The 16074-nt window shown below is 69.5% G+C and carries 18 protein-coding genes; 9 read left to right on the top strand and 9 right to left on the bottom strand.

What is annotated here, in order from left to right:
• Nucleotide 1 precedes the first annotated feature (1 nt).
• From ABH941_RS08795 to ABH941_RS08775, 5 genes are read left to right on the top strand one after another with little or no spacing between them, the layout of a single operon-like run.
• Nucleotides 2–1708, top strand: coding sequence for a thiamine pyrophosphate-binding protein (locus tag ABH941_RS08795; RefSeq protein ID WP_370128063.1), 1707 nt, complete (start codon nt 2–4; stop codon nt 1706–1708).
• On the top strand, nt 1708–3147 hold the full coding sequence (locus tag ABH941_RS08790; protein ID WP_370128062.1) for an aldehyde dehydrogenase family protein: 1440 nt from the start codon (nt 1708–1710) through the stop codon (nt 3145–3147). The genes ABH941_RS08795 and ABH941_RS08790 overlap by 1 nt, the downstream gene beginning before the upstream one ends.
• Nucleotides 3148–3159: 12 nt before the next feature.
• Entirely contained in the window at nt 3160–4020 is an 861-nt protein-coding gene (locus tag ABH941_RS08785; RefSeq protein WP_370128061.1) for an SDR family NAD(P)-dependent oxidoreductase, read from the top strand.
• A gap of 49 nt (nt 4021–4069) precedes the next feature.
• Entirely contained in the window at nt 4070–4612 is a 543-nt protein-coding gene (locus tag ABH941_RS08780) for a nuclear transport factor 2 family protein (protein ID WP_370128060.1), read from the top strand.
• Nucleotides 4609–5160, top strand: coding sequence for a nuclear transport factor 2 family protein (locus tag ABH941_RS08775; RefSeq protein WP_370128059.1), 552 nt, complete (start codon nt 4609–4611; stop codon nt 5158–5160). The genes ABH941_RS08780 and ABH941_RS08775 overlap by 4 nt, the downstream gene beginning before the upstream one ends.
• Nucleotides 5161–5474: 314 nt before the next feature.
• On the opposite strand, the gene ABH941_RS08770 is transcribed toward ABH941_RS08775, so the two are convergent.
• From ABH941_RS08770 to ABH941_RS08745, 6 genes are read right to left on the bottom strand one after another with little or no spacing between them, the layout of a single operon-like run.
• Nucleotides 5475–5891, bottom strand: a complete 417-nt coding sequence (locus tag ABH941_RS08770; protein ID WP_370128058.1) for an epoxide hydrolase N-terminal domain-containing protein — start codon at nt 5889–5891, stop codon at nt 5475–5477.
• Between the two features lie 38 nt (nt 5892–5929).
• Nucleotides 5930–6526: a cadmium resistance transporter gene (locus tag ABH941_RS08765; RefSeq protein WP_370128057.1), complete on the bottom strand. Its 597-nt coding sequence runs from the start codon at nt 6524–6526 to the stop codon at nt 5930–5932.
• 6 nt (nt 6527–6532) lie between these two features.
• The gene (locus ABH941_RS08760) at nt 6533–7300 is read right to left on the bottom strand and encodes an enoyl-CoA hydratase/isomerase family protein (RefSeq protein WP_370128056.1); all 768 of its coding nucleotides are present in this window, start codon (nt 7298–7300) and stop codon (nt 6533–6535) included.
• A complete protein-coding gene (locus ABH941_RS08755) occupies nt 7300–8568 on the bottom strand; it encodes an acetyl-CoA hydrolase/transferase family protein (protein ID WP_370128055.1) in 1269 nt (422 codons plus the stop codon). Before ABH941_RS08755 ends, ABH941_RS08760 begins: the two co-directional genes overlap by 1 nt.
• Complete coding sequence (locus ABH941_RS08750) at nt 8565–9458, bottom strand: CoA ester lyase (protein ID WP_370128054.1); 894 nt, start codon at nt 9456–9458, stop codon at nt 8565–8567. Before ABH941_RS08750 ends, ABH941_RS08755 begins: the two co-directional genes overlap by 4 nt.
• Entirely contained in the window at nt 9458–10600 is a 1143-nt protein-coding gene (locus ABH941_RS08745) for a CaiB/BaiF CoA transferase family protein (RefSeq protein WP_370128053.1), read from the bottom strand. Before ABH941_RS08745 ends, ABH941_RS08750 begins: the two co-directional genes overlap by 1 nt.
• Before the next feature lie 70 nt (nt 10601–10670).
• Between ABH941_RS08745 and ABH941_RS08740 the strand changes: the two genes are divergently transcribed.
• The 4 genes from ABH941_RS08740 to ABH941_RS08725 are packed head-to-tail and all read left to right on the top strand — an operon-like array spanning nt 10671 to nt 14196.
• A complete protein-coding gene (locus tag ABH941_RS08740) occupies nt 10671–11846 on the top strand; it encodes an acyl-CoA dehydrogenase family protein (RefSeq protein WP_370128052.1) in 1176 nt (391 codons plus the stop codon).
• Complete coding sequence (locus ABH941_RS08735) at nt 11836–12798, top strand: acyl-CoA dehydrogenase family protein (protein WP_370128051.1); 963 nt, start codon at nt 11836–11838, stop codon at nt 12796–12798. Before ABH941_RS08740 ends, ABH941_RS08735 begins: the two co-directional genes overlap by 11 nt.
• 25 nt (nt 12799–12823) lie before the next feature.
• Nucleotides 12824–13546: a hypothetical protein gene (locus ABH941_RS08730; protein WP_370128050.1), complete on the top strand. Its 723-nt coding sequence runs from the start codon at nt 12824–12826 to the stop codon at nt 13544–13546.
• Entirely contained in the window at nt 13543–14196 is a 654-nt protein-coding gene (locus tag ABH941_RS08725; RefSeq protein ID WP_370128049.1) for a class I SAM-dependent methyltransferase, read from the top strand. The genes ABH941_RS08730 and ABH941_RS08725 overlap by 4 nt, the downstream gene beginning before the upstream one ends.
• A 12-nt stretch (nt 14197–14208) precedes the next feature.
• Here ABH941_RS08725 and ABH941_RS08720 read toward each other — a convergent pair whose 3' ends face one another.
• The 3 genes from ABH941_RS08720 to ABH941_RS08710 are packed head-to-tail and all read right to left on the bottom strand — an operon-like array spanning nt 14209 to nt 16057.
• Nucleotides 14209–14535, bottom strand: coding sequence for a DUF1330 domain-containing protein (locus tag ABH941_RS08720; protein ID WP_370128048.1), 327 nt, complete (start codon nt 14533–14535; stop codon nt 14209–14211).
• Nucleotides 14536–14561: 26 nt separating this feature from the next.
• Nucleotides 14562–14750: a ferredoxin gene (locus tag ABH941_RS08715; RefSeq protein WP_370128047.1), complete on the bottom strand. Its 189-nt coding sequence runs from the start codon at nt 14748–14750 to the stop codon at nt 14562–14564.
• The gene (locus tag ABH941_RS08710) at nt 14747–16057 is read right to left on the bottom strand and encodes a cytochrome P450 (protein WP_370128046.1); all 1311 of its coding nucleotides are present in this window, start codon (nt 16055–16057) and stop codon (nt 14747–14749) included. The genes ABH941_RS08715 and ABH941_RS08710 overlap by 4 nt, the downstream gene beginning before the upstream one ends.
• Nucleotides 16058–16074: the final 17 nt, after the last annotated feature.

Genomic DNA, 16074 nt, shown 5'->3' with positions numbered 1-16074 from the left:
CATGTCGGTCAAGGTCTTTGAACGCATTCTGGACTTGTTGGAAGCCGAGGGCATCAACACGATCTTCGGTATTCCCGATCCCAACTTCGTCCATATGTTCCACCTCGCCGAGGAGCGCGGCTGGAACGTGGTCGCCCCGCACCACGAGGAGTCCGCCGGCTTCATGGCCGAAGCGGTGTCGCGGATGACCGGAAAGCCCGCGGTGTGCATCGGCACGCTCGGCCCGGGCGTCGCCAACCTCGCCGGCGCCATGATGTGCGCCAAGGTCGAGAACTCGCCGGTGATCTTCCTGGGCGGCCAGCGCGCGCGCATCACCGAACAGCGGGTGCGGCGCGGCCGCATCCAGTTCGTCAGCCAGGCCGCGCTGTTCGAGCCGTCGGTGAAGTACTGCGCCAGCATCGAGTACGCGGACCAGACCGACGAGATCATTCGTGAGGGCCTGCGCAAGGCCCTGTCCGGAACGCCGGGCCCGGTCTACATCGAGTACCCCTCCCATGTGATCCAGCAGGAGCTGGACGTGCCGCCGGCGCTGCTGCCGCGGGCCTACCGCCTGGTGGACCAGACGGCCGGCCCGGACCGGATCGCCGAGGCGGTGCGGTACATCGGCGCGGCCAAGCAGCCGATCCTGCTGATCGGCCACGGCGTGCACACCACCCGGGCCGGTGCGTCGGTCAAGGCGCTGGCCGATCTCATGGCCTGCCCGGTCATCCAGACCTCGGGCGGCACCTCGTACATCGAGGGTCTGGAGGACCGTACCTTCCCCTACGGTTTCTCGGCGGCGGCGATCGACGCGGTGGTGAAGTCCGACCTGTGCCTGGCCATCGGCACCGAGCTTGGCGAGCCGGTCCACTACGGCAAGGGACGTCACTGGGTCGCCAACGAGGCCAACCGTAAGTGGATCCTGATCGAGCAGGACCCGCAGGCGATCGGCGTCAACCGCTCGGTCGACGTCCCGCTGGTGGGCGACCTCCGTGCGGTCGTCCCGCAGCTGGTGGAGGCGCTCAAGGACTCGCCGCGCAGTCCTGCTCCGGGGCTCGACGGCTGGATCAAGCAGGATGCGGCCCAGTTGGCGGAACTGGCGGAGACCGCCCCCTCCGGAATGTCGCCCGTGCATCCCGCGCGCCTGATCGTCGAGGCGACCAAGGTCTTCCCGAGGGACGGCATCATGGTGCGCGACGGCGGCGCCACCACGATCTTCGGCTGGACCTACTCCCAGGCCAAGCCCAACGACGTGATGTGGAATCAGAACTTCGGCCACCTGGGTACGGGGCTCCCGTACGCGATCGGCGCCTCGGTCGCGGAGGGCAGGAAGCGCCCGTTGATGCTCATCACCGGGGACTCCTCGTTCCAGTTCCACATCGCCGAACTGGAGACCGCCGCGCGGCTGAACCTGCCGCTGGTCTGCGTGGTGGCCGTCGACTACGCCTGGGGCCTGGAGGTGGGCGTCTACAAGCGCACCTTCGGCCAGGGGTCGCTGGAGACGGGAACGCACTGGAGCACCAAGACCCGGCTCGACAAGGTCGCCGAGGGCTTCGGCTGCTACGGCGAGTACGTCGACCGCGACGAGGACATCGCCCCCGCGATCAAGCGTGCCTACGCCAGCGGTCGGACCGGCGTCATCCACGTCGCGGTCGATCCGAAGGCGAACTCGGAGGAAATGCCGAGCTATGACGAGTTCCGGACCTGGTATGCGGAGGGGACGCAGTGATGCGTGACTACGCAAAGCTCTACATCGGCGGCCAGTGGATCGATCCGGTGGAGCCGCGGACGCTGGACATCGTGAACCCCGCGACCGAGGAGGTCTGCGGCCGGGTGGCGGTCGGGTCGGCCGCCGATGTGGACCGGGCTGTCGCTGCTGCCAGGGCGGCCTTCCCCGGCTGGTCGACGACCAGCGTCAAGGAGCGGCTGGACGTGCTCCAGAACATCCTGGAGGTCTACCAGAACCGGGCCGGGGACCTCGCCGCGGCGCTGACCGAGGAGATGGGCGCGCCGAGCGCGCTCGCCCACGGCTTCCAGGTGGGGCTCGGGGTCGGGCATCTGACCACGGCGATCGAGGTGCTCCGCAACTTCGCCTTCGAGGAGCAGCGCGGGGCCACCCTGATCGTCAAGGAGGCGATCGGTGTGTGTGGGCTGATCACGCCGTGGAACTGGCCGATGAACCAGATCGCGGTCAAGCTCTTCCCGGCGCTGGCGACCGGCTGCACGGTGGTGCTGAAGCCGTCGGAGCAGTCGCCGTTCACCGGGCAGGTATTCGCCGAGATATTGGATGCTGCGGGCGTTCCGGCCGGGGTGTTCAACCTGGTCCAGGGCGACGGTCCGGGGGTCGGGGTGCCGCTCTCCGTCCATCCCGACGTCGACATGATCTCCTTCACCGGTTCGACGCGGGCCGGCATCGAGATCGCCAGGAACGCGGCGCCCAGCGTCAAGCGGGTGACCCAGGAACTGGGCGGCAAGAGTCCGAACATCATCCTGGACGATGCCGACTTCGCCGAGAACGTGGGCAAGGGCGTCACCACCATGATGGGCAACTCCGGGCAGACGTGCAGCGCGCCCTCACGGATGCTGGTGCCGGCCGCGCGGATGGCAGAGGCGGTAGAGGTGGCCCGGGAGGCCGCGTCCCAGGTGACCGTGGGCGATCCGAACGGTGACTTCGTGATCGGTCCGGTGGTCTCGGGCGCCCAGTTCGACAAGATCCAGGCGCTCATCCAGAAGGGCATCGACGAGCGTGCTGTGCTGGTCGTCGGCGGCACCGGACGGCCGGAAGGGCTGACCCGGGGCTACTACGTGAAGCCCACGGTCTTCGCCGAGGTGACGAGTGACATGACCGTCGCCCGGGAGGAGATCTTCGGACCGGTGCTCACGATCCACGGCTATGAAAGCGTGGACCACGCGGTCGAGATCGCCAACGACACGGAGTACGGCCTGGCCGGGTATGTGGCCGGTGCAGACCTCGACCAGGCCCGGGCCGTCGCGCGCCGGATCCGGGCGGGGTACGTGGCGATCAACGACGGGTTCGACTTCAACTGCCCGTTCGGCGGCTACAAGAAGAGCGGCAACGGGCGCGAGTGGGGCGAGTTCGGCTTCCACGACTACCTGGAGATCAAGGGAATTCTCGGGTACGCGCCCCCCGACCAGGCCAACGGGTAGAGGGGAGCATCCATGGGTTCCCTTTCAGGCAGAGTCGCGGTGGTGACCGGTGCCAGCCGGGGGGTCGGGAAGGGAATCGCCCTCGCTCTCGCCGAGGAGGGCGCGACCGTCTATGTCACCGGACGGACGGTCACGCCCGGCTCCTACCCGCTGCCCGGTACCGTCGCCGAGACCGCCCTTGAGGTCGACCGTCGGGGCGGCAAGGGCATTGCCGTCCAGGTGGACCATGCTGAGGACAAGCAGGTCGCGGCCCTTTTCGACCAGGTCGAGCAGGAGCAGGGCCGACTCGACATCCTGGTCAACAACGCCTTCTCGCTGCCCGAGGACCTGACGGATCCTCAACCCTTCTGGGAGAAGCCGCTCTCCAACTGGGAGATGGTCGACGTCGGAGTGCGTTCCAACTTCGTCGCGGCGTGGCATGCGGCCCGGATCATGGCTCGGGCGAAGTCCGGCCTGATCGTGGCCACGTCGGGCTATGTGGGCGTCACCTACACCTACGGCGTCGTCTTCGGCACCTGCAAGTCCGCCGTGGATCGGATGGCGCGCGACATGGCCGTGGAGCTGAAGCCGTATGGGGTGGCCTCGCTGTCGATGTGGCTGGGCCTGACCTTCACCGAGCGGGCGGAGCGCAATCTGCAGCGCAGTCCCGCCATGACGGCGCAGACGGTGACCAATCCTCAGGTCGGCTCCTCGGTCGAGTTCCCCGGGCGCGTGATCGTCGCCCTCGCCGGCGACCCGGAGGTGATGCGGCGCTCCGGCGGAACCTACATCGCCGCCGAGCTGGCGCGGGAGTACGGCGTCACCGATGTCGACGGCCGTACGCCGCCGTCGCTGCGCGCGCAACGCGGCGCACCGATCTGGTCGCCGGTCTGAACGCTGAACGCCGAACACCGAACACAACGTATCCGGAGAAGACATGACCATGGCCGAAGACAGACTGGCCCGGATCGGGCAACTGCTCGACCGACAGGACATCACCGACTGCCTGACCCGGTTCAGCCGAGGCATGGACCGCTTCGACCGGGACCTCTTCCTCTCCGCCTTCCATGACGACGCGGTCATCGCCGCCGGGGAGTTCGTCGGCGGGCCGGTCGCACTCTACGACTGGGCAGTCGTGCTCCATGAGCAGGGGCAGGTGTCCACGCACCACAATCTGTTGAACAACACCTGTGACATCGACGGCGACGTCGCCCACACCGAGACCTACTACCTGTTCGTCGGGCGCAACCGCGACGAGTCCAACTGGATCGCCGGCGGACGCTACATCGACCGGCTGGAGCGCCGCGACGGGGAGTGGCGGATCGTCCTGCGTACCAACGCCATCGAGTGGTCGGGCCTGGTCCCCACCCTTCCCATCCCGTTCGCGGACGTGCCGGGCATCGACCTCAACGGTGTCCCCTCGCGCAGCACCGAGGACCCCTCCTACCAGCGCCCACTGACCAACAAGCGGGAGATGATGTCGTGAGCGCCGACGCCGCCGACGCCGCCGACCCCGCCGATCTGGACGGCCTCATCGCCCGCGAGCGGATCCGCGACTGCCTGGCCCGCCTCAGCCGCGGCGAGGACCGCCGCGACGCGGACCTGATCAGCGGCAGCTACTGGCCGGACGCGACCGACGACCACGGCATCTTCCTCGGCACCTTCAAGGAGTACCTCGCCTGGGTCGTACCGGGCGCGCCGACCATCCCGGTCACCCTGCACACCCTGGGACAGAGCCTGATCCAGCTCGACGGCAACACAGCCGTGGTCGAGACCCACGTCACCGCCTACCACCGGATCACCATGGGCGACCAGGACAGCGACATCGTCCTCGGCGGCCGCTACCTGGACCGGATGGAGCAGCGCGACGGGGAGTGGCGCATCATCCATCGCACCATGCTCTACGACTGGCTGAAGGACTTCGGCCCGTCGGTCGACTGGACCCAGGGCCTGCTCGGCATGCCCTTCCTCGCCGACCACTCCGTCGGCGCGGCCCAGGGCGACCACAGCGAGACCCTCTTCAAGCAGGCCTGACCGGTGACCGATCGCCTCCGCGACCGGGGGCGCGACGCGCCGACGCGGCCCCGGTATCCCTCCCGCGGCCGAGCCCCCGTCCCGCTGCCGTCTCCGACGTGCGCGTTTGCTCCCGCTGAACCACCATCACCTCCCTGGGGCACGCCGCTCCGTGCGTGCCTGGGGTGGCTCGGCTCCGCCTCGCGGCAACCACGACGAGGGGGAGGACGGCGGGGCGTGCGTTTGCCGGGTGCGCGCCGATGCCGGGGCTGCAGAAACGTTCCTTCGGGCCGGATTGCCCGTGCTGGGGGGAGTTGCAACCATGTTGGGGTGAATTACACCCATATATGGGTGCTACGCCCCCCAGCGTGGTTGTAACTCCCCCCAGGTAACCCGATTGGGGGACGCACGTGCCCCGCCCCGCGCTCCCGGCGAGCGCTCCGCGCCGGACCTGGGCCGCCCCCGGCCGCTGTCGCGCGGCGGAGCCGCTTCTGTCCGGGCGGAGCCCGGGAGATTCGAACACCGTCCACCTCGGCGGTCCGGTGCTGGTAGCGGTTGAGTTCACGCTCACGCGCCCGCCAGTCGAAACCGTCCGCCCAGTAGGCCAACAGATTGCGTAGGTAGTCGAGGTCGGTGCCCTGACTCCATGGTTCTCCGGGGGCTCCGTCCGGCCAGCGAGTGTGCCGGATGCGCTCGCGTAGATCGTCCATAATCGCATCAGTTACGGCGACGGTGTAGGACTCAACTCGCATTCACCGATGGTATCGACCAGGTGCCTGCCTGCGGCGACCTAGAGTCCGAAGGCGCCGCCGTCGACGAGGACGATGAGGCCGATGGCGATGAGGACCACCGGCAGCAGGACGTGGCCCCAGCGGCTGAGCGCCCCGGCGATCAGCGGGCGGGTGGCGAAGAACCGGCCCGCCAGACACCAGAGGGCGACCAGGAGCAGGAACACCGCGGCGTACACGCTCATCCCGCCGACGCCGGCGGTGGCGAACACCGGGACGTAGGCGCCGATGTTGTCGCCGCCGTTGGCGAAGGTGACCGCGGCGACCTCCAGGACGCCGGGGCCGCTCACCCTGGGTGCGGCCTCGGCGCGCTTCTCGCCGCGGTGCCGCCAGGCGTGTCGCGCGGCCCTGAGGCCCAGCGCGAGCGGGAGCAGCCCCAGGTAGGGGATGGCCGATCGGGGAAGCAGCGTGGCTCCGAGGGCCGCAGTCCCCGCCACCGCGAGGATCGTGGCGAAGCCCAGGTACTGGCCGAGCACGATGCGACGGGTGGAGCCGGGGTGCCAGGCGCCCTGGGCGAAGAACAGCGTCAGGACCAGGCTGTCGTCGACGTTGGTGACGGCGAACAGCCCGGCAGCCTGGCCGATGATGCCCGGGCCCATGGCCGGTCAGCGGCCCTTCCACTGAGGGGGGCGCTTCTCGGCGAAGGCCCTGGGGCCCTCCTGGGCGTCCTCGCTGTTGTAGCAGAGCTCGGACGCGTGTCTGGCGGCCTTGAGGGCCGCCGAACGGCCCATTTCGGTGGCGAGCATCACGGTTTCCCGAGCGGCCTGTACCGACAGGGGGGCGCCCGCCAGGATGTCGCGGGCGAGATCGAGGGCGGTGCCCATAAGTGTCTCCGGATCGGAGACACGATTGACCAGACCGATCTCGTAAGCCCGCTGGGCGGTGATCGGTTTGCCGGTGAGCAGGAGTTCCATCATGATCCGCTGCGGGATCATATGGATAAGAGGTGAGGCCCACGGAGAGCTTCGGCCGACCTTGACCTCGGAGATCGCGAACGTCGCGGTGGTGCTGGCGACGCACAGGTCGCAGGCCTGGGCGAGCATCCAGCCGCCGGCGAACGCGGCGCCGTTGACGGCGGCGATGGTGGGTTTCGACAGCTCGACGGTGTCGTAGGGGAGCGGGAACATGTCGCGGGGCGGTTCCCGCAGACCCTGCTCCACCATCTCCTTGAGGTCGCCGCCGGCGCAGAACGCCTTCTGGCCCGCTCCGGTGAGGACGGCGACCCGCAGTCGGCCGTCGCGCTCAAAGCGGTCCCAGGCGGCGTACAGCCCCTCGCGGACGTCCCGGGCCAGGCAGTTGCGGCTTTCCGGCCGGTTCAGGGTGATGACCGCGACGCCGTCGTCACGGGCCTCGAAGAGTACGGCGTCGCCCATCAGAATCCCCTCTGCTGAATGGTGTGGGCCGCCCGGGCGAGCTCCTCCTGGAAGGCAGGGTGAGCGATGGCGATCAGACGGCGGGTGCGCTCGGCCAGGGTCTGGCCCCTGAGCTCGGCCGAGCCGAACTCGGTGACGATGACGTCCACGTCACTGCGTGCCGTGGTGACCGGCCCTGACAGCTGGGCGGTGATCCGGCTGATCGTGCCGCCCTTGGCGGTGGCCGGCAGGGCGATGATCGCGTGGCCCCCCGGTGAGAGCGCTCCGGCGCGGACGAAGTCCACCTGGCCGCCGGTGCCGCCGAGATAGGCCGAGCCGCTCTGCTCGGCGTTCACCTGGCCGGTCAGGTCGACCTCCAGCGCCGAGTTGATGGTGACCAGTCCGTCGAGCTGCGCGAGGACGGCCGCGTGGTGGGTGTAGGCGGTGGTGCACATGCGGATGTGCGGGTTGCAGTGAGCGAAGTTGTAGAGGCGAGTGGTGCCGATCAGGGCGCCGCTGATGGAGATCCCGCGGTCGATGCGCTTGCGTGTGTTGGTGACGACGCCTGCCTCGACCAGATCGACCAGGCCGTCACCCAGCATGCCCGAGTGCACGCCCAGATCCTTGCGGTCGTGCAGCAGACGGAGGACGGCGTCCGGCACGGCGCCGATCCCGGTCTGCAGGACCGAGCCGTCCTCGATGTACGCCGCCACGTGCTTCGCTATCGCTTGGTCGGTTTCGCTGATCGTTGCGGGCGGGACCTGGGTGGGTCGACGCGAGACCCGCACGGCGTGGTCGATGTCGGTGGAGTGAAGCAACTCTCCGTAGGTGAAGGGAACGTGGTCGTTCACCTCCGCCACGACGACCCGCGCCGTGGCGACGGCGGCCCGGACGTGGTCGCTGGTGAGTCCGAAGCTGTGGTACCCGTCTGCATTGGGTGGGCTGACCTGGACGAACGCCACATCGCAGCCGAGCGTCCCGGCTTCGATCATCGGTCCGACGTGGCTGACATGACAGGGGATCACACTGAGTCTGTGCTCCTTCGCCAGTGAGCGCAGTGCGCCGATCGCGCCCATGCTGGCGATGGAGATGCCCTCGGTCGTCGCCGGGGTGAGCAGCCCGGAGAAGCTGGTCGCGATGAAGGCCGAGAGCCCGCCGATGGCGCGGCCCTGAGCGGTCAACGCTTCGACCAGCGTGGTCGGTTCGCCGCAGGCCTGGCCGATGACGATGCGGTCGCCGGGACGCAGGCACTCGCTGAGGTCCAGGTCGTCGGCGGAGACGGTTCTCATGCGCGTCCCGCCGAGGCCAACAGCGCCTGTGCGCGGGCCAGATGGGGACGGTCGAGCATGGCGCCCCGGTGGCCGACGGCACCGACGCCGGGGTGGGCGGCGAAGAGGTCGACGATCTCCTGGGCCGCGGCCAGCTCCTCCTCGCCGGGGGTGAAGGCCGCGTTGATGACGTCGACCTGGGCTGGGTGGATGGCCAGCATGCCGCGGAAGCCGTCGCGGCGTACCTTCCCGGCGCGCCTGCGCAGTCCGTCCAGATCGCGGAAGTCGCCCTGGATGGTGTCCACGGCCGCCACCCCGGCGGCTGCCGCGCCCAACAGGCAGAGGCTTCGGGCCAGTTCGTAGGTGAAGCAGTAGCTGCCGTCGGGGTTGCGGTTCTCGCTGGCGCCCACGGCGTCGGCGAGGTCCTCGGCGCCCCAGGTCATGGCGACCACCCGGGGCGCACCCCGGTAGCTGCCGGTGGTGAACATGGCCTCGGCCGTCTCGGTCACCAGGACGATGACCTTGGTCGAGCCCTGGTCGATTGCTGCCGAGACCTCCAGTGCGGAGAGGTAGTGGTCCAGCAGCTCGACGTCGGCACGGCTGCGCGCCTTGGGCAGCATGATGCCGCCGGGTCGGGCCGGGAGCACCGCTGCCAGGTCGGCCAGCGTGTGGGGCCCGTCCAGGGGGTTGACCCGGATCCACAGCCGGTTTCGGGCCTCCAGCGGCTGCGCCGCGAGGAAGGCGGCGATCATCTCGCGTGCCTTGGGCTTCCCGTCGTCCGTCACGGCGTCCTCGAGGTCGAGGACGACGATGTCCGCGGTGCCTGCGGCGGCCTTCTCCATCTTGCGCTCGCTGTCGCCGGGGGCGAACAGCCACGAGCGTGCACGGAAGCCTGCTCCGGTGTCGGTCATCAACGGTGCTCCATCTCTGCCGCGATCTCCTCCGTGTGCGCGCCCAGCCTGGGGGCAGGACCGGCGACCCGGCCAGGGGTTCGCGAGAACCAGGTCGGGGGGCCGGGAAAGCGCACCGGGCCGTTCGGGGTCTCGACCGTCTCGAAGAATCCGACGTCGTTGAGATGCGGATTGTCGAACAGTTCGTCAAGTGTGCGGACCGGTGCGGCGGGTATGTCCAGCGACCGCAGCAGGTCCAGCCAGTCCCTGGTCGTACGTTCCAGGAAGGTCTCTCCCAGCAGGGCGTAGACGGTGTCGATCTGCCGTGCCCGCTGTGCGAGGGTGGCGAACTGCTCGCCTGCCCAGGCGGGTTGGACGGCTTCGACGAACGCGGTCCACTGCTTGTCGTTGTAGACCAGCGCGGCGACCAGACCGTCCTTGGTGCGGTAGGGCTTGCGGTTCGGCGCCACAGCGCGGGGGTAGAGCGCGGGGCCCAGGGGAGGGCAGAACATCGCGCCGTTGGCGTGCTCGACCAGCATGAACGAGGCCATCGTCTCGAACATGCCGACCTCGACCTCCTGCCCCTCGCCGGTGCGCTCCCGATGGAAGAGCGCCATCGTGGTCGCGTACACCGCCGTCAGCCCGGCCACCTTGTCCGCCATGATGGTGCCGACATAGCCGGCCTCACCGGTCAACTGCTGCTGTACGTAGGGCAGGCCGCATTCCGCCTGGATCGTGTCGTCGTAGGCGGTGAGATCGGCGTCCGGGCCACGGTGGCCGTAGCCGTAGCAGTTGGTGTAGACGACGGACGGGTTGATGGAGGCCACTTCCCGGTAGCCGAAGCCGAGTTCGGCGATCGCCCGGGCACGCATGGAGTGGATGAAGACGTCGCAGTCGGCTATGAGCGCCCGCAGTGTCTCCTTGCCTGCGGTGGAGCGGAGGTCCAGTACGGCGCTGCGCTTCCCCCGGTTCACATTGACGAAGACGCCGCCCATGCCCGGTTCCGGCCCGACCGAGATGTAGCGGGTGTTGTCGCCTGTCGGGGGTTCGATCTTGATCACGTCCGCCCCCATGTCGGCCATGATCTGGGTGCAGTACGGACCCATGACCATGGCCGTCAGATCGACGACCCGCACCCCGGAGAGGGGACCTGTGTGTTCCATGCGTCTAGGCCTCTTGCTATCCTTTATATCTTAGTAATCTTTAGCATGACTATGCGAGGGGCGTGCGCCGATGTCAACGGCCCAGGCAGGTCCTGAACTCGATCTCGATCTCGGCCCCGGGGCGGCCTCGCTCCGCACCCGCCTCCGTGCCCTGCTCGCCGAGGAGCTGCCCCCCGACTGGGTCACGCCGTTCTCCCTCGCGCCGGACATCCGGGCTGTCGTCGCCCGGATCTGCCGACGCCTCGCGGACGAGGACCTGCTGACCCTGAGCTGGCCGTTGGAGTACGGCGGCGGGGGAGCGGACCTGTGGCAGCAGACCGTGCTCCGCGAGGAGATGTGGGCGCACTTCGAACCGCGCGGCCCGCAGTACATGGGTCTCAACTGGGTCGGTCCGGTGCTGATGGAGGTCGGCACCGCCGAGCAGCGCGCCCGGCACCTTCCCGACATCTCCTCCGGGACGGCGGTCTGGTGCCAGGGGTTCAGCGAACCCGAGGCGGGCACCGACCTCGGCTCGCTGAAGCTCGCCGCGCGACGCGACGGCGCGGAGTGGGTGCTCGAAGGTCAGAAGATCTGGACCTCCTACGCGGGCCTCGCGCAGTGGTGCTTCCTCGCCGCCCGGACCTCCCGGTCGGAGAAGAAGCACGACGGCATCACCGTCTTCCTGGTTCCGATGGACAGTCCGGGGATCACCGTGGTCCCGATTGACTCGATGATGGGTGAGCAGCACCTCAACGAGGTCTTCTTCGACTCCGTACGGGTGGGCGCCGACGCGGTGCTCGGGGAAGTCGGCGGGGGCTGGGAGGTGATGGGACTGGTTCTCAAACACGAACGCATCGGCATCCCCCGGTACGCCCGCGACGACCGGGTGCTCTCCGAACTCGCCGGCCACGAAGGGCTGGACGAGCCGGCCGCCGCCGCGGAGTACGTCCGCGCGCTGGTGCACACCCGGGTCGCCCGCCTGCTCAGCTATCGGGCTGTCGCACTCGGCGAGTCGGGGCGGCTGACCCAGCAGGTGGCCTCGCTGGCTCGGCTGGCCTCGATCCAACTGGACCAGGAGGTAGCCGAGTTGGCCGCCGACGTATGCGGTCCGGAGGGTCTCGCGCCCGCTTCGGGGCGGGGACTGCTCGGCCATGTCGAGGATGTGCTGCGCTACTCGCGGTCGGCGACGATCGCGTCCGGAACGATCGAGGTGCAGCGACTGGTCGTCGCCCGCGCCGCACTGGAGGGAACGGACCATGCGTCGTGAGTGGCCGAAGAGCGCCAGGGCCTATGCGGAGACCGTGACCGATGCGCTCCGCTCGATGGGCGGGGTCGAGGCGGCCCGACGGGCCGAGGCCGAACCGGCCCACCGGTCGGAGGTGGTCCGGCCGAGGCTGGACGAGATCGGTGCGCTCTCGCTCGACCCCTGGGGCGAGGAGGAAGAGGCTGCCGCCGCGGCGCTGGCCGTGCGGGAGGCCGGACGAGTGGTGCTGCCGTGGCCGCTGATCCACGTCCTCGCCGTTCCGCCGACGGTCCGTCAGGACTGGGGCGGGGTGCACCTGGTGCTGGGGGAGTGCACCGCGCTCGACCATGCCGATGTGATGCAGGACGCGATCGCGGTGGACCTGCGCGACCAGCGGGTGTTCTCGGTCTCGGTGGAGCAGCCCAGGCACGCCCCGCTGGACCCGTTCGGCTGCGAGGTGCGGCTGGTCGACACCGGGCTCGGCCCGTTGGCGACCGACGTGTCCGGGATGCACCTGCTGCTCGACGCGTTCTGGGTCGACGGGGCCCTGGCCGGGGCCACCGAGCTGGCGCTGCGTCATGCCCGGGAACGACGGCAGTTCGGGGTGGCCATCGGACGGTTCGGCGAGATCCGCTGGCGCATCGCCGACCTGGTGCTGGCCCGGGACAGCCTGGACGAGTTGGCCCGCTACACCTGGTGGCTGCTCCGCGTCGGCCGGGCCGAGCCCGCCGACCTGCTGGCGCTGCGGCTGCAGATGCTCGAGTCGGCCCAGTCCGTCCTCGCCCACGCCCACCAGATCCTCGCGGCGATAGGCCTGTGCGAGGAACACGACCTCGCCGTCATCGACCGCCACCTGCAACCGGTACTCCGCCGCCCGGTCGGCCGCCTCGGGACGACGACCCTGCTCGCGGAGCAGGTCCGGCGGGACGGTTTCGACGCCCTCTTCCCGGTCCCCGCGATCCCACGGACCCCCTGAGGTACATTCGCATACTCTTGCGGACATGAATGATGTGTTTGCTGGCGTCCGTCTGCTCGGGCCGCCGGTAGCCGACGGCGAGTACATCGCGTTGAGTGAGCACGAGACCGTGCACCTGCACGAGTACACGCGGATCTACGCCGTACCCGGCCTCTATGAGCACGTCGTCCAGGACCTGCTGCAGTGCCGATCGCCGCAGGTCGCGGCAGAGGGCTTCCTGCGGGTGGTCGAGCGCCTCGGGCTGGAGCCCGGCTCGATGACGGTGCTCGACGTCGGCGCCGGCACGGGAGCGGTCGGCGAGCTGCTGCGTCGCGGTGGCGTGGCCCGGGTCGTCGGCGTCGACTCGCTGCCGGACGCGCGCGTGGCGAGTCTGCGCGACCGGCCAGGCGTCTACGCCGACTACGTGGTCGGCAACTTCTCCCACGACGGCGCACTCCGCGAGGAACTGCGCCCGTACGCGCTCGGCGGGTTGGTGTCGGCCGGGGCGTTCGGCGGCACACACGCCACACCACAGGCCCTCAGGAACGCGCTCGCGGCCCTGCCCCCTGGCGCCCCGGTGGCCTTCACGATCGACGAGCGGTGGATGGACGAGTCGGATCCGGACGGCTTCGGCGCCACCGTCGACCAGCTGGTGGCCGACGGTGATTTCGCGATGCTGGAACGAACGCGCTTCCGGCACCGGGTCACGACGACCGGTGAGCCCATCTTCTACCAGCTCATCACGGGCGAATACCGTGTCAGCGCGTGAACACTGAAGGCTGGTTGGCGGACACCCGGACGTCCTACGACACCGTCGCCGCGAGCTATGCGGACCAGGTGCGCAACCTGTTGGACGAAACGCCCTACGAACGCGCGGTCCTGGCACTGTTCGCCGACCTGGTCCGCGCCAACGGCGGCGGGCCGGTCGCGGACGTGGGATGCGGGCCGGGAAGGATTACGGCCTACCTGTGTGATCTGGGCGTGGACACGTTCGGGATCGACCTGTCGCCGGCGATGATCGAGTCGGCCCGGCGTGAGCACCCCAGGCTGCGGTTCGAGATCGGGTCCATGACGGACCTCGACCTCTCCGACGCCTCGATGGCCGGCCTGGTCGCCTGGTACTCGCTGATCCACATCCCCGACGACGAGATCGGCTCGGTCCTCGCGCACTTCCGGCGAGTGCTGCGGCCCGGTGGTCCACTGCTGCTCAGCTTCCACGTCGGTGACGAGACACAGCTGAAGACGCAGGGCTACGGCGGCCATCCGATGAAGGTCCACGTCCATCGCCGCCGGCCCGACCAAGTGGCAGCCTGGCTCAACGAAGCCGGCTTCGCGGTCGAGGCGCAGATGACTCTCAGCTCGGCCGAGAGCAGGCTCGGAGGGATTCTCTTCGCGCGCCGCCACTCCGATCCCCAGTAGGCTGCTGTCCGGTCACGACGCCGGAGCCCGGGCCGGCCGCGGCGGCATCTCGAAGCCGGTGACGATCACCGCGTTGGTCTCGGCCGCGGCCTGCCGCAGCGGCTTGGCCTTCTCGTACTCGGGCGACTCGTACCAGGCGTGGGCTGCCTCCACCGAGGCGAACTCGAGGACGACCGTGCGGTCGCCGTGCCAGCTGCCTTCGAGGACCTGGGGCTGTCCGTCGGCGGCCAGGACGGATGCGCCGCCGCTGACCATCGACGGACCGGCGGCCCGGGCGTAGGCGTCGATGCCGGCCTGATCACTGACGGCTTCGGTCAGGATGACGTAACCCTTGGGCATGGATCTCCTATGACTGTGACGTGGTGTCAGTTCGCGGTGATGGCGTGCTCGGGGCAGGTCGTGACGGCGGTGCGGACCGCCGCCTCGTACTCGACCGGGACCTCCGACGGCTCCACCACGGCGTAGCCGTCGTCGGAGAGGTCGAACACCTCGGGGCAGATCGTCCAGCAGACCCCGTGGCCCCGGCAGCTGTCCTCGTCGACGGTGACCTTCATCGGGCGGTCTCCTCGGCGGGCGTGATGTCGGCGGGCGTGATGTCAAGGTTCAGGTGGGTCAGGCCGCGGAGGATGAAGGTCGGGAGGTACTGGAAGCGGCGGGCGTCGTCCGGGCCGTGCACGCGTTCCGAGATCCGGATGTCGGAGGTGCGGTCGAGCAGCCGCTCGATCCCCACCCGGCCCTCGGCCCGGGCCAGGGGCGCGCCGGGGCAGGCGTGGATTCCGCGCCCGAACGCGAGGTGCTGACGGGCGTTCGTGCGGGCGGGGTCGAAGGTGCCCGGGTCTTCGAAGCGGCGCGGATCGCGGTTGGCGGCCCCGTTCACCACCATCAGCGTGGTGCCGGCCGGGACGTCGACCCCGCCCACGGTGGTCGGCACCCGCGCCAGCCGGAAGTCGCCCTTGATCGGGCTCTCCATCCGCAGGGTCTCCTCGACGAAGTTGGGGACGCGGGTGCGGTCACCGCGCAGCAGCCGCTGCAGCTCGGGGTCCTCGGCGATCAGCTTGAACGCGGAGCTGAGCAGCCGGACGGTGGTCTCCTGGCCCGCCGAGAAGAGATTGGCGGCGACCCGTACCGCGTCCCCGACCTCGGGGATCGAACCGTCCGGGAAGGTTGCGGTGGCCAGGCCGGTGAGCACGTCGTCGCGCGGCTCGCGGCGGCGGTCCTCGATGTAGGCGGCGAACCGCTCGTAGAGGAACTCCATCGGGGAGTGGGCCAGGGTGTCGTCGCCGGTGCTGCCGAGGCCGCCGGCCGACTGCGGCCGGTGCTGCATCCGCTCCAGGAACTCGCCCAGGTCCTCCTCGGGGACGCCGAGCAGGTCGGCGATGACCAACAGGGTGAAGGGGCCGGCGAAGCCGCTGATGAACTCGCCCTCGCCGTCGGCGAGGAAGGTGTCCAGCACGCGGTCGGCGAGCCGCGCCATGGATTCCTCGTTCTCCTTGAGGCGCTTGGGTGTGATCAGGCGCATCAGCAGCCCGCGGTGGTCCGTGTGGGTGGGCGGGTCCATCGTGGGGAGCTGGTCGCTCATGGGGAGCTCGTCGCGGTGCTGCTCGATCAGCTCGGTCAGGTCGTCGCCCACGAGCGGGACCGGGAACCCGGGGAAGGGGCCGGTCACCGCGATGCAGGACGAGAACGTCTTGGCATCGTGGAACACCTCCACGGCCTCGTCGTAGCCGGTCACCATCAGCACGTCGTGATGGGATTCGCGCCGCACCGGGCACTGCTCGCGCAGGGCGTCCAGATAGGGGTACGGGTCCGCGACGAGCGCGTCGTCCCGGAAGTAGTCCATCGCCTCGAAGTCGTTCGTCACCGTAAGTACCTCTCCGT

Source organism: Streptacidiphilus sp. EB103A (assembly GCF_041261405.1).
Classification (GTDB): Bacteria; Actinomycetota; Actinomycetes; order Streptomycetales; family Streptomycetaceae; genus Streptacidiphilus.
Note: the sequence above shows the minus strand (reverse complement) of the source record. Positions and strands in the feature narration are given on the sequence as shown.